The sequence below is a fragment of the Tsukamurella sp. USMM236 genome, from assembly GCF_037148755.1.
Taxonomy (GTDB): domain Bacteria; phylum Actinomycetota; class Actinomycetes; order Mycobacteriales; family Mycobacteriaceae; genus Tsukamurella.
This window is the reverse complement of the sequence record NZ_JBBCSS010000002.1, coordinates 261,524-282,655: the sequence shown is the minus strand read 5'-3', so window position 1 is coordinate 282,655 and position 21,132 is coordinate 261,524. Positions and strand designations below refer to the sequence as shown.

Sequence of the window (21,132 nt, the reverse complement as noted above, 5' to 3'; positions counted from 1 at the left end):
TCCGTCCCTCCGGGAGCGTCCGGTCAGCCGCGCCGCGGCAGCCACCCGGTCCGACGGGGCGCCTCCGCGTGCGCCGCGTGCGCGTCGCGCTTGTGCCGGCACACCGCCCCGGCGGCCGCGACCTCGTCCGGATCGAAGCCGTCCGGCACGGGACCGTCGGCGACGAGGGCCCGGACCAGTGCCTCCTGACGTTCCCGCAGGCTCATGCCCACTCCTTCCGCGCGTGCTCGGTGATCGGCGGACAGCCGGCGGCCGCGGCGATGGCGTCGAGCTCGTCGAAGAGTTCGGCCGCGGGCGGGTAGCGACCGTCGCGCTCGAGCATGAACGGCACGTCCACGCGCTCCCGCAGGGCCGTGACCAGCTCGAGCACACCGGCGTTGACCGGGTCGATGTGCGTGTCGTGGTACCGACCGCCGCCCTCGGAACCGCCCGCGACGTGGCTGTAGGCGATCCGGTCGACGGGCAGCCGCGCCAGTTCGGCCAGCGCGTCGCGGCCCCGGTTGAGCGCGTTGGCGTAGACGTTCGCCACGTCCAGCACGAGCAGCGCACCGGTGCGCTCCAGCAGCTCGGTGAGGAACTCCGCTTCGGTGTACTCCTCCTCGGGCCACCGCAGGAAGGCCGCGATGTTCTCGACGGCCAGCGGAACCGGCAGCGCGTCCTGCATCCGGGTGATGTTGCGGACCAGTACGTCGAGCGCTTCCCGGGTGCGGGGGACCGGCAGCAGGTGGCCGGCCTCGATGCCGCCGGCGCGGACGAAGGCGATGTGCTCGCTGACCAGCGGCGCCCCGAAGGCTTCTGCGCAGGCGACCAGACGGTGCACGCGGTCCGGTTCGAGCTCCTCGACGCCGCCCAGCGAGAGCGCGACGCCGTGCGGCACGAGCGGGACGCCGCGATCGCGGAGGTCCGCCAACAGGGGGTCGATCTGCGCCCGGCCGCGCCGGATCGGGACGGACTCGGCGATCACCTCGCAGAAGCCGGGCCGCAGGTCGGCGATGATCCCGGCGATCTCGCGCCGCCAGCCCAGGCCGAGGGGCCCGAGGGCGGTCACGTGGCGAGGGACGGCGCGCGTCATGCCGCTCATCCTCCTCCGCACCCGCCGCAGCCGCCACAACCCCCGCAGCCGCTGCCACAGCCCCCTGCGCCGCCGCAGGACGCGCCGCCGCACGAGGCCCCGCCGTCGCCCGTGGCCTCCGCGCTGCCCGCCAGCTCGACGTTCCCGGCGAAGTCACCGTCGAACTGCCACAGGGCGGTCGTGCCGAAGACGGCCACGGACAGTCCGACGGCGGCGGCGCCGTAGGTCGCCCAGGCCGGCTTCAGAGAGGGCGCGAGGTACCCCAGGCGAACCTTCTCGGCCCGGAGCAGGCGATTCCCGGCGCGGGTACCTCGGCCGACCGACCACAGGTGCGGCGCGATGAAGGTCAGGGTGATCAACGACGGCACCAGGACTCCGGGGAGGAGCGCGAGCTTCTCCTGGCCGAGGATGACGAGTCGTACGAAGGCGGTGATCGCGCCCCCGACCGCGGCCGCCGTCACCGGGGGCGCCCCGAGCCGCATCCGCCAGCGGTCCGTCTCGGAGCGCACGTAGCCGCGGGCGGACAGGCGCTCCTCGAGCGCGTCGAGCTCGTCCGACAGCGCGTCGGTGACCTCGTCCACCGTGTACGACGAGCGGTCGTCGCAGTACGCGTGGACGGCGCGGACGAACGGATCCGCGTCGGGCGGCAGTGGTGGGCCGGTCATCTGCCGGACGGTGCTGACGTGCCCGCCGGCGCGCAACTGGGCCAGCGCCACCACGACGGGGGCCTGCCGGCTGCGCACGCACGCCAGCTCGACGGCCGACAGCGGGGGATCGACGACGGTGCGCCGCCGCGGCGCGGTCGCGAACCGCCAAGCGAGCGCGAGCGCGACCCCGCCGACCAGCAGGTACAGGAACCAGCGGGTCTCGGTGGGGAGGAGCGTTGCGATGACTGTCTCGAGTGCGGTGCGGGGCATGACGTTCACCTCCTGGTGTCGGGTTCGATGAGATCCCGGTGCCCTTGCTGCGGAGGGCCCGGTGGTTCTGGGGATCGGGTTCTGGGATGGGGATGCGCGAGGCGGCTCAGCCGCCGCAGCCTCCGCCGCCGCCACAGCCACCCCCGCCGCCGCACGAGGAGCCTCCGCCGCAGGAGGAGCCGCCGCAGGTGAAGGAGCTGCCGCAGGAGGATCCGGCGCCGCCGCTGCCCGTGCCGCCCGCTACGGCCATCGCCGCTGCGTACCTGGGGTCGATCTGCCAGAGGGCGGCGGTGCCGAAGAGGGCGACGGACAGCCCCACCGCGCCAGCGCCGTACGTGGCGAAGGCGGGCCGCAGGGCGGGCTTGAGGTAGCTCGCTCGAGCCTGCTCGGCCGCGAGGAGCCGCTTTCCCGCGCGGGTGGTGCGAGGCGCAGACATGAGCGGGGGGACGAGGAAGACGGCCGTGAGCACGGACGGGACGAGGAAGGACATGACCGCGGCCTCCACCGGATGACGCCCGGTGAGGGCCAGCACGGGCGTGCACACGACCCCCGCGACCACGACGGCGGCGAGCGGCATCGCACCGAACCGGGTGCGCCAGCGTTCACCGCCCGTCCGCAGGTAGCCGCGCCGTGCGAGGCCGTCCTCCAAGTCCCGCAGCGGGCCCAGCTGGTCGTGGAGCAGCAGATTCACGGAGAACTGCGAGCCGTCGAGCCGGTGCAGCATCCGGCGGGTGAAGTCGTCCGTGGCGGGTGGGAGGGGCCGCGTGGGATCTGCGCGGCCGTCGGCGTCGAGGTGCCCACCCGCTCTGAGCAGGCCCATCGTCGCGACGAGCGGTGCCTGCCACGACCGCAGGCAGGCGATCTCCGCCACGGTGAGCGGTGGGTGCTCGACGACCGGGCGCCGGACGGCGGTCAGGAAACGCCAGGTCAGGGCGAAGGCGATGCCGCCGAGCAGGCAGTACAGGAACCATCGGGACTCGGTGGGGAACAGATGGTCGAGGACGTTCTCGAATGGATTGCGGGACATGACATTCACCTCCTGGGACGGGCGGACCTTCAACGTTGGGTAAAGCATGGCGGCAGATCGGGCTACCCGCTAGTAACCGGGGGCAAGAGTTTGCTGAGAGTTCGTGCGGCACAGGATCGTCCCTCGTCGGACGGGCTGTTCCCGGTGCGATCGCCGCGGGCGGGCGGAGAGCGCGGCCGATGACTGCGGCGCCGGCCGCCGATCCGGCCCGGAATCCACGCCCGCGAAGGTACGCATAGGGTGGGGGTTATGCGTTCCTGGCCGACCCCCACCGTCCCCACCGTGCCCGGACCGTCGGTCCCGCTGCGCCTCTACGACACCTCCGACGCGGCGGTGCGTCCCGTGAACCCCGGCGCCGTGGCGGGGATGTACGTCTGCGGCATCACCCCCTACGACGCGACGCACCTCGGTCACGCCGCCACGTACCTCGCGTTCGACCTGGTCAACCGCGTGCTGCGGGACAACGGCCACGAGGTGCACTACGTGCAGAACGTGACCGACGTCGACGATCCGCTGTTCGAGCGGGCCGAGCGCGACGGGATCGACTGGCGCGATCTGGGCGCCCGGGAGACCGACCTGTTCCGCGAGGACATGGAGGCGCTGCGGGTGATCCCGCCGCGCGACTACATCGGGGCGGTCGAGTCGGTCGACGAGGTCGTCGAGTACGTCGGGAAGCTCCTGGACAACGGCTCGGCCTACGTCGTCGACGATCGCGAGTTCCCCGACGTCTACTACCGCTCCGACGCCACGGAGCAGTTCGGCTACGAGTCGGGCTACGACCGCGCGACGATGGAGAAGTTCTTCGCCGAGCGCGGCGGCGATCCCGACCGCCCGGGCAAGCGCGACAGCATCGATCCGATCCTGTGGCGCGCCGAGCGCCCCGGCGAGCCCTCGTGGCCCTCGCCGCAGGGCCCCGGCCGCCCCGGGTGGCACATCGAGTGCGCCGCGATCGCGGCGAACCGCCTGGGCGCGACTTTCGACGTCCAGGGCGGCGGCAGCGACCTGATCTTCCCGCACCACGAGTACTCCGCGGCACACGTCGAGGCGGCGACCGGTGAGCGCCGCTTCGCGCGGCACTACGTGCACGCGGCGATGATCGGCCTCGACGGCGAGAAGATGTCGAAGAGCCGCGGCAACCTCGTCTTCGTCTCGAAGCTGCGGCGCTCGGGCGTCGACCCGGCCGCGATCCGGCTGGGTCTGTTCGAGGGGCACTACCGGCAGGACCGGCCGTGGTCCGACGAGGTACTGCAGCGCGCTCTGGCGCGGCTGGACCTGTGGCGCCGGGCTTTCCAGGCGTCGTCGGGCCCGGACGGCGCAGAGCTCATCGCCCGCGTCCGCCGGTACCTCGCGGACGATCTGGACACCCCGCACGCCCTCGCCGCGATCGACGCCTGGGCCGAGAAGGCCGTCACCGTCGGCGGTCCCGACGCCGGCGCGCCGGCCGCCGTGGCCCTCGCGATCGACGCGCTGCTCGGCGTACCTGCCGCGGCCTGACAGCGCGACACGCTATATTGCGCCTGTGAGGACCGTCAGCGAGCTGGCCCCGGATCTGACCGAGGGCGTGTGGACCGTACAGACCCGCACGTCCACGTACGTGGTCGATCTGGGGGAGATGACCCTGATGCGCGCGCCGGGCATCGGCGGCGAATCCGAGGGCGAGCAGTGGAGCATCAGCTCGCTGCGCCGCGACTCGGAGGACATCCCGCTGCTGGGGATCAAGAGCTGCCGGGTGGGCGAGTCGGCACAGTTCTGGGTCCGCGCCGCCGACGACCCGGACGTGCGCACCTGGCGCATCACCACGCCGGTCGTCTCGATCGAGCGGATCGGCTAGCGCCACCCGCCCCGCACCGCTAGGGGCCCGTGCCCGGGTCCCGTCGCCGCAGGTACTTCTCGAACTCCTCCGCGATGGCGTCGGCGTCGATGTGCTGCTCGACGTCCTTCGCCTCCGCATCGCCACGCTCCTCGAGCCCGCGCACGTAGTCGGCGATGTCCTCGTCGTCCTCGGTCATCTCCGTCACGGACGCCTCCCACGCCTCGGCGCGGGTCGGCAGGTCACCGAGCGGCACGGCGAGGTCGAGCGCGTGCTCCACGCGCTGCAGCAGGGCGACGGTGGCCTTCGGGTTCGGGGGCTGGGAGACGTAGTGCGGCACCGCGGCCCAGAAGGAGACCGCGGGGAAGCCCGAGCGCACGCACGCGTCCTGCAGGACGCCCGTGATCCCGGTGGGGCCCTCGTACCGGTTCTGCTCGAGGCCGAAGCGCTTCGCCGAGTCCGCGTCGTAGCCGGCGCCCGTGACGGGAACCGGACGGGTGTGCGGCGTGTCCGCGAGGAGCGATCCCAGGATCACGACGCTGTCGATGTGCAGCTCGGTGAAGATCGCGAGCAGCTGGTCGCAGAACGCGCGCCACCGGAAGTTCGGCTCCGTGCCGCGGAGCAGCACCACGTCGCGGTCGGCCTTGGGCGGCCGGCACACGGAGAGCGTGGTCGACGGCCACTCGACGGCGCGGGTCACCCCGTCGACCTGCTTGATGATCGGCCGGTTGACCTGGAAGTCGTAGAAGTCGTCCGAGTCGACCTCGGTGATGAGTTTCGCGTCCCAGGTCAGCTCGAGGTGCTCGACGGCGCCCGACGCGGCGTCGCCCGCATCGTTCCAGCCCTCGAACGCCGCGATGAGGACCGGGCGGTCGAGCTCAGGGAAGGACGTCACTTCGATCAGAGTACGCGCCGGTCGTGAAGATTCGATTTGCCCGCACCCACTACCCTGGGACTATGACCCGTACGCATCAGCAGCCGCTGCAGTCGAGTTTCCTGGAGGCGGCCTCGAGCCGTGTTCTCATAGGCGACGGTGCGATGGGCACGATGTTGCAGGCAGCGGACCTGACCCTGGACGATTTCCTGGGACTGGAGGGCTGCAACGAGATCCTCAACGACACCCGGCCGGACGTGCTGGAGGAGATCCACCGCGCCTACTTCGCCGCCGGCGCCGACGCGGTGGAGACCAACACCTTCGGCTGCAACCTGAGCAACCTCGGCGACTACGACATCGCCGACCGCATCCGGGAGCTGTCGGAGAAGGGCACCGCGATCGCCCGGAAGGTGGCCGACGAGTTCGCCGCGGACGGCACGCCCCGGTTCGTCCTGGCCTCCATGGGCCCCGGCACCAAGCTGCCAACGCTGGGCCACACGTCGTTCGCCGTGATCCGCGACGCCTACGCCGAGGCCGCGCGCGGCATGCTCGACGGCGGCGCGGACGCCTTCCTCATCGAGACCTGCCAGGACATCCTGCAGTCGAAGGCCGCGGTCCTGGGCTGCCAGGACGCGATGGACGAGCTCGGCCGGCGCATCCCCGTCATCGTGCACGTCACGGTGGAGACCACCGGCACGATGCTGCTCGGCTCGGAGATCGGCGCCGCGCTGACGGCCCTGGAGCCCCTGGGCATCGACATGATCGGCCTGAACTGCGCCACCGGCCCGGCGGAGATGAGCGAGCACCTGCGGCACCTGTCGCGGCACTCGACCATCCCCGTGTCCGTGATGCCGAACGCCGGCCTGCCGGTGCTCGGCAAGAACGGCGCCGAGTACCCGCTCACGCCCGAGGAGCTGGCGGTCGCCCTGTCGGGCTTCGTGTCCGAGTTCGGCCTGAGCTTCGTGGGCGGCTGCTGCGGCACCACCCCCGAGCACATCCGCCAGGTCGCCGAGGCGGTGCGGGCCACCGAGCGCCTGCAGCGCGTCCCGGAGACCGAGAGCGCGATCAGCTCGCTGTACACGTCCGTGCCCTTCGCGCAGGACGCGTCGATCCTGATGATCGCCGAGCGTACGAACTCGAACGGCTCCAAGGCCTTCCGCGACGCGATGCTCGCGGGGGACCACGACAAGTGCGTCGACATCGCCAAGGACCAGATCCGCGACGGCGCCCACATGCTGGACCTCAACGTCGACTACGTGGGGCGCGACGGTGCGCTGGACATGGCGGCACTGGCCGCCCGCCTGGCGACCGCGTCGACGCTGCCCGTGATGATCGACTCCACCGAGCCCGAGGTCATCAAGGCCGGGCTCGAGCACCTCGGCGGACGGTGCGCCGTCAACTCGGTCAACTACGAGGACGGCGACGGACCCGAGTCGCGCTTCGTCAAGATCATGGAGCAGGTCAAGGCGCACGGCGCGGCCGTCGTGGCGCTGACCATCGACGAGGAGGGCCAGGCCCGCACCGCCGAGTGGAAGGTGCGGATCGCCGAGCGGCTCATCGCCGACCTCACCGAGAACTGGGGCCTGAGCCTCGACGACATCATCATCGACCCGCTGGTGTTCCCCATCTCGACCGGCCAGGAGGAGGTCCGGCGCGACGCGCTCGAGACCATCGAGGCCGTGAAGATCCTGCACGCGAAGTACCCGAGCCTGCACTTCACCGTCGGCCTGTCGAACGTCTCGTTCGGGTTGAACCCGGCCGCGCGGCAGGTGCTGAACTCGGTGTTCCTGCACGAGCTGACCGAGGCGGGGCTCGATTCCGCCATCCTGCACGCGTCGAAGATCCTGCCGATGAGCAAGATCGAGGACGTGCAGCGCGAGACCGCCCTGGACCTGGTCTACGACCGCCGCGGCGCCGACGGACTGCAGTCGGGCGGGGACGCCGACTACAACCCCCTGTCGAAGCTGATGGAGCTGTTCGAGGGCGTCTCGGCGGCCGGTGCGCGCGAGTCCCGCGCGCAGGAGCTCGCGAAGCTACCGCTGTTCGAGCGGCTGGAGCGGCGCATCGTCGACGGCGAGCGCGAGGGCCTGGACGCCGACCTCGATGAGGCCATGACGACGGTGCCTCCGCTGAAGATCATCAACGACACGCTGCTCAGCGGCATGAAGACGGTGGGCGAGCTGTTCGGCTCCGGCCAGATGCAGCTGCCCTTCGTGCTGCAGTCCGCCGAGGTGATGAAGGCCGCGGTGGCCTACCTCGAGCCGCACATGGAGAAGTCCGAGGACGACGCCGGCAAGGGCCGCATCGTGCTGGCGACCGTCAAGGGCGACGTGCACGACATCGGCAAGAACCTCGTGGACATCATCCTGTCCAACAACGGCTACGAGGTGGTCAACATCGGCATCAAGCAGCCGATCGCCGCCATCGTCGAGGCCGCCGAGGACAAGCACGCCGACGTCATCGGCATGTCCGGCCTGCTCGTGAAGTCCACCGTGGTGATGAAGGAGAACCTCGAGGAGCTCAACACCCGCGGCCTGGGGGAGAAGTACCCCGTGCTGCTCGGCGGCGCCGCCCTCACCCGCGCCTACGTCGAGAACGACCTCGCCGAGGTCTACGCCGGCGAGGTCAGCTACGCCCGCGACGCCTTCGAGGGCCTGCGCCTCATGGACGACATCATGGCGCTCAAGCGCGGCGACGGCCCCGACCCCGACAGCCCCGAGGCCCTGGCGGCCGCGGAGAAGGCCCGCGAGCGCAAGGAGCGGCACGCCCGCAGCCGCCGCATCGCCGAGAAGCGCAAGGCCGAGGCGGCGCCGGTCGTGGTGCCGGACCGCTCCGACGTCGCGCTGGACTTCGACGTGGCCACCCCGCCGTTCTGGGGCACCCGCGTCGTCAAGGGCATCGCGATCAGCGAGTACGCCTCCCTGCTCGACGAGCGCGCCCTGTTCTTCGGCCAGTGGGGCCTGCGCGGCGCCCGCAAGGGCGAGGGCCCGTCGTACGAGGAGCTCGTGGAGACCGAGGGCAAGCCGCGGCTGCGCTACTGGCTCGACAAGCTCAAGTCGGAGAAGATCCTCGACCACGCCGCCGTGGTCTACGGCTACTTCCCCGCGGTGAGCCACGGCAACGTCATCGACGTGCTCGAGTCCCCGGAACCCGATGCGCCCGTGCGGTACTCGTTCGAGTTCCCGCGACAGCAGCGCGGCCGTTTCCTCGCGATCTCGGACTTCATCCGCGACCGCGAGACGGCCATCGCCCGCGGCGAGGTCGACGTGCTGCCCTTCCAGCTGGTCACCATGGGGCAGCCGATCGCGGACGCCGCGAACGAGCTGTTCGCCGCCAACAGCTACCGCGACTACCTCGAGCTGCACGGCATCGGCGTGCAGCTCACCGAGGCGCTCGCGGAGCGCTGGCACCAGCGGGTCCGGCAGGAGCTGATCCTGCCCGGTGGCCGGAAGGTCGCGGACACGGACCCGTCGGCCGTCACCGACTTCTTCGACCTCAAGTACCTCGGCGCGCGCTACAGCTTCGGCTACGGCGCCTGCCCGGACCTCGAGGACCGCGCGAAGATGGTCGACCTGCTGCAGCCCGAGCGCATCGGCGTCGAGTTGTCGGAGGAGCTGCAGCTGCACCCGGAGCAGTCCACCGACGCCTTCGTCCTCACCCACCCCGAGGCGAAGTACTTCAACACGTAGGCGGTCCGCACCGCGGAGCCGACGTCCTGAGGAGGCGGTGATGGCCGAGATATCCGCGCGGCTCGCAGGCATCGTCGCCGCGCTGCCCCTCGCTCCCGGGCTGCGCGTGCTCGAGATCGGCTGCGGCCCCGGCGTGGCCGCGCGCGCCGTCGCCGACCGCGTTCCGGGGGGCCACGTCCTCGCGATCGATCGGTCCGCCGCCGCGATTCGGCAGGCCGAGGCGGGGTGCGCGGAGCAGATCGCCGCCGGTCGCCTGACGGTCCGACGGTGCGCCGTCGAGGACCTCGCCCTCCTGCCGGGCGAGGAGCCCTTCGACCTCGCCTTCGCGGTGCGGGTGGGCTGCCTCGACGGCCGGCACCCGCGGGAGGGCGAGATCGCGCTGCGCCGGATCGCCGACGCCCTGGTGCCCACCGGTCGCCTGTTCATCGACGGCGGTACGCCGCTGCGCGAGCTGGACGTGCCCGGGTGAGCGTGGACGACTACCGCCTGCACCTGCAGGCCGGCGAGCCCGGCGACGAAGGCGCGTGGTTCTGGCGACTCGACGACGCCGCCGGCCTGCAGATCGCGGCGTCCTGGGCCGACTCCATCGCGGGCGCTCTCGAAGCTGTGAAGCAGGTGTCCTCGGACCTCGGCCTGGACGACGCCTGACGACGACGGAGATGGGACGTCAGCGCAGCGCGGACAGATCGACGACGAGGGGGAGGAGTCCGTCGACCGCGATGCGGTCGGCCACGGTCGGGCCCTCGTACGCGCCGTCGACCAGCGTGAGCACTTCGGCGGATGGGCCGTCGAGGTCGACGATCCAATAGTGCCGGATCCCGGCGGCGGCGTACTCGGCGCGCTTGATCACACGGTCGGTGCGCCGGGACCCGGGCGACAGGATCTCGACGGCAAGGAGTACGTCGGCCGCGGTGAGCGGTTCGGGCGCACCGGACGCGAGAACGATCACGTCGGGCTGGCGCACCGTCGCGGGCGTGCGCTGCAGGACCACGTCGACCTCGTCGTAGACGTCGAAGCCCGCAGGCAGCTGCGCCTCGATCGTATTGGCGAGGCGGCGGATCGCCCGCGCGTGCGCGAGCCTCGGACTCGGACTCGGTGACACCTCCAGTACCCCCCGGCACAGTTCGGCGCGCCGCAGCGATTCGTCCTCCCCCAAGGCGAACCAGTCCTCCAGCGTGAGCAACGCGGGATCGGATGCGGCGGTCATGGCCCGATGCTACTGCGAACATCCGACACGCGGAACGGCTTGCCCCTCCCGTCACGGGAGGCCCTAGCGTCGCGGACATGAAGATCACCGTCCTGGACACCTACACCGCGATGCGCGAGATCCTGTGCGCGCCCGAGCCGGAGCGCGCGGCGCTGCTGGAGGAGATGTGGCGGCCCGCCGCGGGCATGTACCGGTACTTCCCGGGCCCCGTCGACCTGGTCGCGATGCACGCCGCGTCGTCCGGATTCCCGCTCGACCGCGATACCGCCGCCTGCCTCGACGCGGTCGAGCGGCTCCGCGCCGCGGACGCGTGGGGCCGGATCGAGCGGGCGCTCCGCCATGCCGCCGACCGGCTCGCGGACGCCCTGCGCCGCGTCGACCTGCCGGAGGTCACGGTCCTGCTGATCGTCGGCGACCCGTCGGATCGCATCTACCTCGACGAGGCGCTCGGCCTCACCGCGAACGGCAGCGTCACCGGCTACCTGTACCTCAACGTCTGGCCGTCGCCGGAGAACCTGGATCGGCTGGAGGCCATGGCTGTCCACGAGTTCGACCACAACGTGCGGTACGCGCCCGGCGGCGTCGTCTGGGACCCGGCGACGGTCACCGTCGGGGAGCAGATCGTCTCGGAGGGCCTGGCGGACGCCCTGGCCCGCGAGCTGTACGGCGAGGAGCTGGGCCCCGCGCGGATCGGCGTCCCGCACCGGCACGACGACGCGCTCTACGCCACCGTCGTCGACAACCTCGGCGTCACCGGTATGCAGAACTTCGCCTCGTGGGTCCTCGGCGACGCCATCGCCGGCCGGTTCGGCGCGAAACCGATCGGCGTGCCGACGGGCGCGGGCTACGCGGTGGGCAACCGCCTCGTCGACGCCTACCTGGCTGCGACGGGCCGCACCGCGAGCGAGGCCGTGCACGCGGACGCGCGCGAGATCATCGCTACAGCTTCGTGACCCGGCTTGTGGGCACCTGCAGGTCCGGGGTGGCCTGCAGGTACTTCTCCAGCGCGTCGAGGTCGATGCCGCCGACGGCGAGCTCGGTCGACTGGGTGAACACGCTGAAGCCGTCGCCGCCCGCGGCGAGGAAGTTGTTCGTGGTCACCCGGTACTTCGCTACGGGGTTCAGCGGCTGGTCGCCGACCTTGACGCTCTCGCGCACCACCTTCCGGTTCGGCGCGCCGTTCGGGTCGTAGCTGTAGGTGATGCCCGACGGTGCCAGGATCGTCGTCTTCGCGGGGTTCTGCCACTGCTGCTCGAGCAGGTCGATGATCTGCTGGCCGGTGAGCGAGACGGTGACCACCTGATTGCCGAAGGGCTGCACCGTGTACGCCGCACCGTAGGTCACGTCGCCGCCCTTGAGGTCGGCGCGGACGCCGCCCGGGTTCATGAGGGCGATCTGCCCGGCCGCGTCGTTCGGCGGGCGGGTGGTGAAGAGCATCGCGTCGGCGATCACGTCGCCGAGCGGCGAGTCGCCGCCGGGGAAGGCCTCCCGCTTGAGCTCGGTGGGGATCCTGCCGATCACCCGGTCGGCGCGCGGCTTGGCCTCCTTCTCGTAGTACTCGACGAGGCGCTGCGTCGCGGCGTCGGCGGGGAGGTCCCGGCTCACGACGCGGTTCACGGCCGTCGCCTTGGCCGCGGGGCCGCTGAAGTCGAGCGTGATGTCGGTGATGAGGCGGCCGTACGACGCCGCCTGGGTGACGGTGCGCCCGTCGATGGAGCAGTTGTAGGCCTGGTGCGAGTGCGCGGTGACCAGGGAGGTCACCGCCGGATCGATCCGCTTGGCGAGGTCGGGCACGGGCGCGGAGACGTCCTGGCAGGCGTTCGGGTCCTGCTCGCCGGAGCCCTTCTGCGCGCCACCGTCGTGCATGGTCGCGACGATGGCCTGCGCGCCGGCGGCTTTGATCTCGGGCACGTACTTGTTGATGGCGTCGGCCTCGTCGCCGAAGCTGTAGCCGCGCACGCCCTCCGGCGCGACGATGGTCGCGGTCTCCGGGGTGACGGTGCCGATCACGGCGATCTTCTTCCCGCCGACCTCGAACATCTTCCACGGGACGGTGCCGGGCGGCAGCTGCCCCTGCTCGTTGGTGACGTTCGCGGCGAGGTACTGATAGGCCGCGCCGGTGAAGGGCTCGCCGGGCTCGCAGCCCTGGGGCGCGCAGCCGCCCTTCTGCAGCCGCTCCAGTTCGATCGTGCCGTGGTCGAACTCGTGGTTGCCCACCGAGCTCGCCTGCAGGCCCACCGAGTTCAGGAACTTGATCGTCGGCTCGTCGCGGAACAGCGCCGAGACCAGCGGGCTGGCGCTCACCAGGTCGCCCGCCGCGACCGTGAGAGTGTTCGGGTACTGCTTCTTGAGCCGCTGCAGGGCGGTGGCGAAGTACGCGGCGCCGCCGGCCTCCTTGCCGCCGATCTTCCCGGTCGACCCGGTCGGCGGCTGCAGGTTGCCGTGGAAGTCGTTGAACGCCAGCAGGTGCACCTGGTCCGGGTTCGCGGCCGGCAGATCATCGACGCCGGGCACGGTGAAACTCGCCTTCGCGGTCGACGGGGCGGCGCCCGAGGACGACGGCGCCGCGTCGTTCCCGGAGGTGCCGCAGCTCGCGAGGAGCGCGGCGGTCGCCGTCAGGGCCAGGGCGGTGTGCAGCCTGCGATTGCGCATGTCAGGAATTCGAACACAGGCAGCCATCGTTCGGGTGACGAATGAATTAACACCCCGTGCGCGCGCCGACCTAGGGTGGGCGGCATGACCTCTCCGTCGCTGCCCGCCGCGGTCCTGTTCGACATGGACGGCACCCTCCTCGACTCCGAGAAGCTCTGGGACATCGCCGTCGCCGAGTTCACCCGCGACCTGGGCATGGAGATCACGCCGGAGGCGCGGGAGTCGACGCTCGGCAACGCCACCGCGGACGCGCTGCGCAAGCTCTTCGACTTCGCGCAGGTCCCGGAGGCGGACCGCGACTACGCCGGCGCGGAGCGGTGGGTGTCGAACCGCGTGGTCGAGCTCTTCGACGGCGGCATCCCGTGGCAGCCCGGCGCCCGGGAGACGCTGGACCTGCTGGCCGCGGCGGACGTCCCGCTGGTCCTGGTCACCAACACGATCCGCGAGGTCACCGAGCACGCGCTCGGCACCCTCGGCCGCGACCGGTTCGTCGCCACCGTCTGCGGCGACGAGGTACCCAGCCCCAAGCCGGCCCCAGATCCCTACCTGCGCGGCGCCGAGCTCGCAGGCTTCCCCGCGGCGGACTGCGTCGCCGTCGAGGACTCGCCGACCGGCTCGCGGTCCGCCCTCGCCGCGGGGTGCACCGTCCTCACCGTCGGACCCGAGCCGGTGCTCGACGGTGCCCGCCACCTCGGCACGCTGTCGGGCGCCGGGCTGGCCGACTTCGCGCCGCTCAGCCGACGCTGAACGAGGCGTCGCCGGCGCGACAGACGGCCGGCGTCTCCGCCGTCGGGGCGCATCGCCACCCGCCCGTCTCAAGGGTGACGGGCTGACCGTCCGCGTGCGCCGCGGCGGCGGCGTAGGCCCGCGCCGCCCGCAGCACCCGGACGCAGTTCGCCGACCCGCTGCGGATCACGACCTGCGCGTCGTCCTGCGCGGTGGCGACGGAGCCGCAGACCGTGCCCGAGGCCGCCAGTTCGACGGTGCCGGCGGGTGCAGCCGCGGACGCCGAGGAGGTGCCCGCGACGGCGGAGAAGCTCACCTCGCTCGCGGCCGGATCGTCGTTCGCCGCCGCGCATCCCGCGATGGGAAGCAGGAGCAGCGTGCACATCGCTGACCAACGTGGGTTCATTTCCAGGAAGCTAGCCGCGACGGCCGTCGCGCGCTCGCTGAGAGGCCCCGAAGGTGTTGGGCATCACGGTTTTCGTTAGGTCCCGCGACGACGGGCCGACTGTTACTTCTCCGCGCCGTCGATGGCGGCGCTGGCCATGACGGCCATGCGGACCCGCTCGGTGTCGGCGGGCGTCCAGCCGGCGGGCGGCAGGACGGCGGCGAAGGCGTCGACCATCGCGGTCCCGTAGTTGTGCCCGTGCCCGTCCGGCACCCCGGCGGCGTTCGCGAGGTCCGCGGAGACCTGCCAGAACGTGACGAACGGGTACCAGGCCATCGCCGGACTGCGGTCGCGGCCGGGCGGCTCGCGGAGCCAGTCCGGTTGACGCAGCATCAGGTCCGGAGACCACCAGACCACGGGATCCGACGGGTGCTGGACGTAGACGATGTGCGGCCCGAGCCACTCGACGCCCCCACTGCCGCCGTCGCCCGTCAGCGGCCGCTGCCCGTCGGTGAACCGCACGATCAGCCCGTCCGTGTACGTCGGCAGCACCTCGGGCGTGCCGAGGTCGCGGCGGTCGGTGATCGCCGAGTGGATCGGGTTGGCCAGCGGCGGGCCGAGCCAGACGACCCCGTCGACCTTGTCGCGGATGTCGGGCAGCCCGGCGAAGGCGCCCTCGCCGGCCCGGGAGCCGAGACTCTCGCCCATCACGAGGAGCTTGGGGCGCGCCGGGACGGGCCGGGCGCGCACGTCGGCGACGACCGCGTCGATGAGCCGCTTCCCGGACTGCAGCGAGGCCTCGCCGTCGGTGACGAAGGAGATCCAGCTGGGCAGGTACGAGTACTGCATCGCGACCAGGGCGACGTCCCCGTCGTACATGAGCTCGACGGCGCGCGCGGCGGTCGGATTCACCCAGCCGGACCCGGTGGTCGGCACCACCACGACGTGGCCACGATCGAGGGCTCCGGTGCGGGCGAGCTCACGGTGCAGCAGCGCGATCCGGTCCTCGGGCGTGTCGGCATTCTCCAGCCCCACGTAAACGCGCACCGGCTCGGTGACCGGCCGGGTGGTGAACCGGGCGATCTCGGCGGCCCGGAGCCCGCCGGAGACGAACTTGCGGCCCTCGTTCCCGAGCCCCGACCACTGCGCGGCGGAGCCCTCGGAGCCCGACCGCCAGGCCTCCGACGGCTGGGGGAACTCGGCCAGTTCCTGGTCGTTGGTCGAGGAGGCGAGGGTGTTCGCGGTCGCGGTGAAGGCGCGGAAGCCCACGTCGTTGACCGTGAAGACCACGAGGACCACGACCAGCCCGAAGCCGAGTACCTTGGCCGCGGGCTGCGGCACGCGCAGGTACCGGTTGGCGCGGCGGGCCAGGAACAGCCCGAGATCGCGCAGCACGCGGAAGGTCGAGATCAGCGCCGCGGACACCAGGAAGGCGACGACGGGCGTCAGCACGTACCAGAGGTTCGAGCCCGGCGGCATGTCCATGAGCGCGCGGACGTCGTCCTGCCAGCGCTTCGCGGCGACCATCATCGCCAGGCCGCCGACGAGGACGCCGAGCACGATCATCGCCCGCCAGACGGGCACGAACCGGGCGCGCCGCGGATCGTCGCGGATCGGGTGCGCCCGCACCAGCAGGTCGACGATCACCCACTTGAGGAACACGCCGATCGCGTAGCCGATCACCGCGTTGATCCCGGAGACGATGCCCTGGAAGAACCACGATCGGGGGAGCAGCGACACCGTCAGGCTGCTCATCAGGAACAGGCCGCCGACGAACAGCCCGGCGAAGTCGAGGTGCAGCAGGCTCCACGCCCAGGCCAACAGGGGGTGGCGGGCGGCGAACTCGTCGTAGTTCTCGCGAAGGAAACGGTCGGGGTCCCGCGCGGCGCGCACCACCCGGAGCCGCGCGCGGATCAGCGCACGGGTGTACCGGTACTGGGTGGCGCCCTTCGCGGGCGGGGTGCCGGGCCCGTCCGTACCCGGGGCCGACGGTGCCGCCTCGTCGGTCGCGCTGCCCTCCACACGGACCACTCTAGTTCGCGTGGGACAATGACCTCCGTGAAGACCATGGAGACGCTGTTCGCGGAGTTGGCCGCCAAGGCCGAGGAGCGGCCCGCCGGGAGCGGGACCGTCGAGGCGCTGGACCGCGGTATCCATTTCCTGGGCAAGAAGGTGCTCGAGGAGGCGGGCGAGGTGTGGATCGCCGCGGAGCATCAGAGCGACGAGGACCTCGCCGAGGAGGCCTCGCAGCTGCTGTACTGGCTGCAGGTGCTGCTGGTCAAGCGCGGCCTGACGCTCGACGACGTCTACTCCTACCTGTAGCCCGACTCCCTTTCCCGAAGGATCTCAAGAAACATGTTGCGGGTCGCCGTACCGAACAAGGGCGCGCTCTCCGAGGCCGCCGCCGCCATCCTCAGCGAGGCGGGCTACCGCCGCCGCTCCGATGCGAAGGACCTCACGGTCCTCGACAACGCCAACGAGGTGGAGTTCTTCTTCCTCCGCCCCAAGGACATCGCCCTGTACGTCGGCTCGGGCGAGCTGGACATGGGCATCACCGGCCGCGATCTCGCGCTGGACTCGGGTGCCGAGTTCACCGAGCGCCTCGCGCTCGGCTTCGGCCGCTCCACCTTCCGTTACGCCGGCCCCGCCGGTCAGGAGTGGACCGTCGCCGACCTGGGCGGCAAGCGGGTCGCCACGTCGTACCCCAACCTGGTGCGCCGCGACCTCGCCGCCCGGGGCCTCGACGCCGAGGTGATCCGCCTCGACGGCGCGGTGGAGATCTCCATCCAGCTGGGCGTGGCGGATCTCATCGCCGATGTCGTGGAGTCGGGCCGATCGCTGCGCCAGAACAACCTGGTGGCCTTCGGCGACTCGCTCTGCGATTCGGAGGGCGTGCTCATCGAGCGCGTCGGCCTCGAATCGGACCGCTCCCGCGATCAACTCACGGCGCGGCTCAAGGGCGTCGTCTTCGGCCGCCAGTACGTGATGCTCGACTACGACTGCCCGCGCACGCTGCTCGACGGTGCCATCGCCGTCACGCCCGGCCTGGAGTCGCCGACGGTGGCGCCCATGGCCGACGACAAGTGGGTCGCGGTGCGCGCCATGGTGCTCCGCAAGGAGGCCAACGACGTCATGGACGACCTCGCGGAGCTCGGCGCCAAGGCGATCCTGATGACGGACATCCGCAGCTGCCGGTTCTGACGCCGGCCGCCGCGCCGCGGCCCCGCCGTCAGCGGGCGGCGACGAGGAGCGTCTGCGCGCCGACGGCGAAGGCCCCGGCACCGTCGTAGAGGCGGGAGACCGTGGTGCCGATGCCCTCGTTACCGACCAGCTGGTCGCCGAGCAGGCCGACCCAACCGTCGACGGGCCGTGGAGACCGGTGGAAATGCACCGTCATGTCCATGTTCATCCAGGTCACGGCGGTGGGATCGAGGTAGGCGGAGATGCCGTTCGCGGCATCGACCACCGAGAAGACCTGCACCAGGGGCGAGGGCTCCTCGCCGGCGACGAGCGGCATCTTCGCCCGGATCCAGCACTGCTTGACGCCGTCCGGCCCATCGGGGCCGTCGACGAACTTCCAGTCGCACGCGGCCAGGAAGCCCTGGTCCTTCAGGTGCTTGAAGAAGCCGGGCATGACGCCCTGCGAGGCGCCGGCCGGAGGCAGAGCGGGGGAGAGGTCGCGGGCGATCGCGGTGGTGTCGGACGCGGCGAGCGCCCAGGCCTGCGCCCGTGCGACGGTCCGGTACTCCCCGGCACCGTCGACGCAGTCCATCTCCGCGGCGATGAGCGAGATCGTGCGGCCGGGCCGCGCGACCCAGGCCCGCACCCGGGTGCGGGTGATCGGCACGACGCCGAGCAGGTCGATCGTCACGCGGGAGATCCGGGCGCCGTCGCCGACGAACTTCTCCATGGCGCGCACCATGATCGCCGCGGGCGGCGCGCCGTGCTGCATGGTGTCGGCCCACACGCTGGCGGTGGACGGCGTCGGGTCGAAGACCTCGTACTCGAACCCGTCGGCGTCGAGGGTCCCGGCGGGGTGGAAGAACGCACTATCGGCCATGTACCAGTCCTACCGACAGGTCGGATTCGCCCCGCGACCGGGGTGGCTGGGATGATGTTCCACCATGGCGAACAGTGGACCCTTCGTGGTGGGCGACCGAGTACAGCTGACGGACGCGAAGGGCCGGAAGTTCACCGTCCACCTGGAGGCGGGCAAGGAGTTCCACACGCACAAGGGCGGCATCCGGCACGACGAGCTGATCGGCGCCCCCGAGGGCAGCGTGGTCAAGGCCGTCAACGGCACCCCGTACCTCGCGCTGCGCCCCCTGCTCACCGACTACGTGCTGTCCATGCCGCGCGGCGCGCAGGTCATCTACCCCAAGGACGCCGCGCAGATCGTGGCCGAGGGCGACATCTTCCCGGGCGCGCGGGTGCTCGAGGCCGGCGCCGGCTCCGGCGCGCTGACCTGCTCGCTGCTCCGCGCCGTCGGCCCCGAGGGCTCCGTGACGTCGTGGGAGGTCCGCGAGGACCACGCCGAGTACGCGGCGAAGAACGTCGAGGAGTTCTTCGGCGGCCGCCCCGAGAACTGGCACCTGCAGCTCGGCGACCTCGCCGAGTACGACGGCCCGCAGGTGGACCGGGTGGTGCTCGACATGCTCGCGCCGTGGGACGTCCTCGACGCGGTCGGTAAGGCCCTGGTGCCGGGCGGCGTCCTCACCGTCTACGTCGCCACCACCACGCAGCTGTCGAAGGTCGTCGAAGCCATGCGCGAGCAGGCCATCTGGACGGAGCCGCGGTCCTGGGAGGCCCTGGTGCGCGAGTGGCACGTCGTCGGCCTCGCCGTGCGGCCCTCGCACCGGATGCAGGGGCACACCGCGTTCCTCATCACCTGCCGGCGCCTGGCCGACGGCACGGTCGCGCCGCGTCCGCAGCGGCGGTCCAACAAGGGGTAGCGTGAGAAGACCCCACGGAAAGGGAGTTCACTCGTGACGGAACCGGATCCGACCCGTCCCTCGGCCGCGCCGGCGGACTCGTCCGCCCCGCAGGCCACGTCCGCGGCCGTGCTGCGCGAGCGCGTCGACGCGCTCACCACCCGCAACGCGAAGCTGCTCGAGACGCTGCGCGACGCCCGCAATCAGCTGCTCACGCTCCGCGAGGAGGTCGAGCGACTGGGGCAGCCCCCGTCGGGTTACGGCGTGCTCCTGGGCACCTACGAGGACGACACCGTGGACGTCTTCACCTCCGGGCGCAAGATGCGGCTCACGTGCTCCCCGAATCTGGACGTCCCGACCTTCCGCACGGGCCAGACGGTCCGCCTCAACGAGGCGCTGACCGTGGTCGAGGCGGGCGAGTACGAGACCGTGGGCGAGATCTCCACGCTCCGCGAGATCCTCGACGACGGGACCCGCGCCCTGGTCGTCGGCCATGCCGACGAGGAGCGCGTGGTGCGCCTGGCCGCGCCGCTGGCGCTGCAGGCCTCCGAGGATCCCGGTCTGGACGAGTTCGGCCTGCCGCTGCGCAAGCTCCGCGTGGGCGACTCGCTGCTGGTCGACACCAAGGCCGGCTACGCCTTCGAGCGCATCCCCAAGGCCGAGGTCGAGGACCTGGTGCTCGAGGAGGTCCCAGACGTGGACTACTCGGACATCGGCGGCTTGGGCCGGCAGATCGAGCTCATCCGCGACGCCGTCGAGCTGCCATTCCTGCACAAGGACCTGTTCAAGGACTACTCGCTGCGACCGCCCAAGGGCGTGCTGCTGTACGGCCCGCCCGGCAACGGCAAGACGCTCATCGCGAAGGCCGTGGCGAACTCGCTGGCGAAGAAGATCGCGGAGGTCCGCGGCGACGACTCGCGCGAGGTCAAGTCCTACTTCCTCAACATCAAGGGCCCCGAGCTGCTCAACAAGTTCGTCGGCGAGACCGAGCGGCACATCCGCCTGATCTTCCAGCGGGCCCGCGAGAAGGCGTCCGAGGGCACGCCCGTCATCGTCTTCTTCGACGAGATGGACTCGATCTTCCGCACCCGCGGCTCGGGCGTCAGCTCGGACGTGGAGACCACCGTCGTGCCGCAGCTGCTGTCGGAGATCGACGGCGTCGAGGGCCTCGAGAACGTCATCGTGATCGGCGCGTCCAACCGCGAGGACATGATCGACCCCGCGATCCTGCGGCCCGGCCGCCTTGACGTGAAGATCAAGATCGAGCGGCCCGACGCCGAGGGCGCGATCGACATCTTCTCGAAGTACCTGACCCCGGGGCTGCCGATCCACGAGGAGGATCTCGCCGAGTTCGGCGGCGATCGCGAGGCGTGCGTGAAGGCGATGATCGAGCGCGTGGTCGAGCGGATGTACGCGGAGACCGACGACAACCGGTTCCTGGAGGTGACCTACGCCAACGGCGACAAGGAGGTCATGTACTTCAAGGACTTCAACTCGGGTGCGATGATCCAGAACGTCGTGGACCGGGCGAAGAAGCATGCCATCAAGGGTTTCCTGGAGACCGGGCAGCCCGGCCTGCGGATCACCCACCTGCTGGAGTCCATCGTCGACGAGTTCGCCGAGAACGAGGACCTGCCCAACACCACGAACCCGGACGACTGGGCGCGGATCTCGGGCAAGAAGGGCGAGCGGATCGTCTACATCCGCACGCTGGTGACCGGCAAGAACTCCAGCGCCTCGCGGGCGATCGACACGGAGAACAACACCGGCCAGTACCTGTAGGGCGCTGCAGTCGCACAACAAGCGCGGCATAAGCCCAGGGCAAGCGGCATCTGAATAGAA

At 71.4% G+C, this 21,132-nt stretch carries 21 protein-coding genes; 11 read left to right on the top strand and 10 right to left on the bottom strand.

Features of this window, described 5'->3' with window-relative positions:
* Positions 1-23 precede the first annotated feature (23 nt).
* From WFK95_RS07215 to WFK95_RS07200, 4 genes are all read right to left on the bottom strand, one after another.
* Entirely contained in the window at positions 24-206 is a 183-nt protein-coding gene (locus WFK95_RS07215; RefSeq protein ID WP_336670301.1) for a hypothetical protein, read from the bottom strand.
* Entirely contained in the window at positions 203-1,072 is an 870-nt protein-coding gene (locus tag WFK95_RS07210) for a DUF692 domain-containing protein (protein WP_336670300.1), read from the bottom strand. Before WFK95_RS07210 ends, WFK95_RS07215 begins: the two co-directional genes overlap by 4 nt.
* Before the next feature lie 5 nt (positions 1,073-1,077).
* Complete coding sequence (locus tag WFK95_RS07205) at positions 1,078-1,989, bottom strand: TIGR04222 domain-containing membrane protein (RefSeq protein ID WP_336670299.1); 912 nt, start codon at positions 1,987-1,989, stop codon at positions 1,078-1,080.
* A gap of 106 nt (positions 1,990-2,095) precedes the next feature.
* Positions 2,096-3,016: a TIGR04222 domain-containing membrane protein gene (locus tag WFK95_RS07200; protein ID WP_336670298.1), complete on the bottom strand. Its 921-nt coding sequence runs from the start codon at positions 3,014-3,016 to the stop codon at positions 2,096-2,098.
* Positions 3,017-3,265: 249 nt separating this feature from the next.
* On the opposite strand from WFK95_RS07200, the gene mshC reads away from it, so the two are divergent.
* Positions 3,266-4,510 (top strand): cysteine--1-D-myo-inosityl 2-amino-2-deoxy-alpha-D-glucopyranoside ligase, encoded by a 1,245-nt coding sequence (gene mshC / locus WFK95_RS07195; RefSeq protein WP_336670297.1) that lies wholly within the window; start codon positions 3,266-3,268, stop codon positions 4,508-4,510.
* A gap of 25 nt (positions 4,511-4,535) precedes the next feature.
* The gene (locus WFK95_RS07190; RefSeq protein WP_224651275.1) at positions 4,536-4,847 is read left to right on the top strand and encodes a hypothetical protein; all 312 of its coding nucleotides are present in this window, start codon (positions 4,536-4,538) and stop codon (positions 4,845-4,847) included.
* Between the two features lie 19 nt (positions 4,848-4,866).
* Here the strand turns inward: WFK95_RS07190 and WFK95_RS07185 are convergent, their stop codons facing one another.
* Complete coding sequence (locus WFK95_RS07185; RefSeq protein ID WP_255604208.1) at positions 4,867-5,730, bottom strand: PAC2 family protein; 864 nt, start codon at positions 5,728-5,730, stop codon at positions 4,867-4,869.
* A gap of 53 nt (positions 5,731-5,783) precedes the next feature.
* On the opposite strand from WFK95_RS07185, the gene metH reads away from it, so the two are divergent.
* The 3 genes from metH to WFK95_RS07170 are packed head-to-tail and all read left to right on the top strand — an operon-like array spanning position 5,784 to position 10,037.
* A complete protein-coding gene (metH, locus tag WFK95_RS07180) occupies positions 5,784-9,389 on the top strand; it encodes a methionine synthase (protein ID WP_336670296.1) in 3,606 nt (1,201 codons plus the stop codon).
* A gap of 40 nt (positions 9,390-9,429) precedes the next feature.
* Positions 9,430-9,858 carry an SAM-dependent methyltransferase gene (locus WFK95_RS07175; RefSeq protein WP_336670295.1) on the top strand — a complete coding sequence of 143 codons (429 nt, stop codon included), beginning with the start codon at positions 9,430-9,432 and terminating at the stop codon, positions 9,856-9,858.
* Entirely contained in the window at positions 9,855-10,037 is a 183-nt protein-coding gene (locus WFK95_RS07170; protein WP_224651279.1) for a hypothetical protein, read from the top strand. Before WFK95_RS07175 ends, WFK95_RS07170 begins: the two co-directional genes overlap by 4 nt.
* Positions 10,038-10,056: 19 nt before the next feature.
* Here WFK95_RS07170 and WFK95_RS07165 read toward each other — a convergent pair whose 3' ends face one another.
* Complete coding sequence (locus WFK95_RS07165) at positions 10,057-10,596, bottom strand: Uma2 family endonuclease (protein WP_336670294.1); 540 nt, start codon at positions 10,594-10,596, stop codon at positions 10,057-10,059.
* A 77-nt stretch (positions 10,597-10,673) separates the two neighbouring features.
* Between WFK95_RS07165 and WFK95_RS07160 the strand changes: the two genes are divergently transcribed.
* A complete protein-coding gene (locus WFK95_RS07160; RefSeq protein WP_224651283.1) occupies positions 10,674-11,549 on the top strand; it encodes a DUF2268 domain-containing protein in 876 nt (291 codons plus the stop codon).
* Here the strand turns inward: WFK95_RS07160 and WFK95_RS07155 are convergent.
* A complete protein-coding gene (locus WFK95_RS07155; RefSeq protein ID WP_336670293.1) occupies positions 11,536-13,248 on the bottom strand; it encodes a bifunctional metallophosphatase/5'-nucleotidase in 1,713 nt (570 codons plus the stop codon). The two genes, WFK95_RS07160 and WFK95_RS07155, sit on opposite strands and share 14 nt — an antisense overlap.
* Before the next feature lie 84 nt (positions 13,249-13,332).
* Between WFK95_RS07155 and WFK95_RS07150 the strand changes: the two genes are divergently transcribed.
* Positions 13,333-13,995 (top strand): HAD family hydrolase, encoded by a 663-nt coding sequence (locus tag WFK95_RS07150; RefSeq protein ID WP_224651285.1) that lies wholly within the window; start codon positions 13,333-13,335, stop codon positions 13,993-13,995.
* Here WFK95_RS07150 and WFK95_RS07145 read toward each other — a convergent pair.
* Both WFK95_RS07145 and WFK95_RS07140 read right to left on the bottom strand, forming a co-directional pair.
* Positions 13,982-14,380 carry a hypothetical protein gene (locus tag WFK95_RS07145; RefSeq protein ID WP_224651286.1) on the bottom strand — a complete coding sequence of 133 codons (399 nt, stop codon included), beginning with the start codon at positions 14,378-14,380 and terminating at the stop codon, positions 13,982-13,984. The two genes, WFK95_RS07150 and WFK95_RS07145, sit on opposite strands and share 14 nt — an antisense overlap.
* Before the next feature lie 102 nt (positions 14,381-14,482).
* Complete coding sequence (locus tag WFK95_RS07140) at positions 14,483-16,255, bottom strand: alpha/beta hydrolase (RefSeq protein ID WP_443081542.1); 1,773 nt, start codon at positions 16,253-16,255, stop codon at positions 14,483-14,485.
* Positions 16,256-16,417: 162 nt separating this feature from the next.
* On the opposite strand from WFK95_RS07140, the gene WFK95_RS07135 reads away from it, so the two are divergent.
* Positions 16,418-16,681 carry a phosphoribosyl-ATP diphosphatase gene (locus WFK95_RS07135; RefSeq protein WP_068535820.1) on the top strand — a complete coding sequence of 88 codons (264 nt, stop codon included), beginning with the start codon at positions 16,418-16,420 and terminating at the stop codon, positions 16,679-16,681.
* Between the two features lie 33 nt (positions 16,682-16,714).
* A complete protein-coding gene (gene hisG / locus WFK95_RS07130; RefSeq protein WP_336670291.1) occupies positions 16,715-17,560 on the top strand; it encodes an ATP phosphoribosyltransferase in 846 nt (281 codons plus the stop codon).
* A 28-nt stretch (positions 17,561-17,588) separates the two neighbouring features.
* Here hisG and WFK95_RS07125 read toward each other — a convergent pair whose 3' ends face one another.
* Positions 17,589-18,419 (bottom strand): thioesterase family protein, encoded by an 831-nt coding sequence (locus WFK95_RS07125; RefSeq protein ID WP_336670290.1) that lies wholly within the window; start codon positions 18,417-18,419, stop codon positions 17,589-17,591.
* 64 nt (positions 18,420-18,483) lie between these two features.
* On the opposite strand from WFK95_RS07125, the gene WFK95_RS07120 reads away from it, so the two are divergent.
* Both WFK95_RS07120 and arc read left to right on the top strand, forming a co-directional pair.
* A complete protein-coding gene (locus WFK95_RS07120; protein WP_146432116.1) occupies positions 18,484-19,311 on the top strand; it encodes a tRNA (adenine-N1)-methyltransferase in 828 nt (275 codons plus the stop codon).
* Between the two features lie 108 nt (positions 19,312-19,419).
* A complete protein-coding gene (gene arc, locus WFK95_RS07115; protein WP_336670711.1) occupies positions 19,420-21,072 on the top strand; it encodes a proteasome ATPase in 1,653 nt (550 codons plus the stop codon).
* The last annotated feature ends 60 nt before the right edge of the window (positions 21,073-21,132 follow it).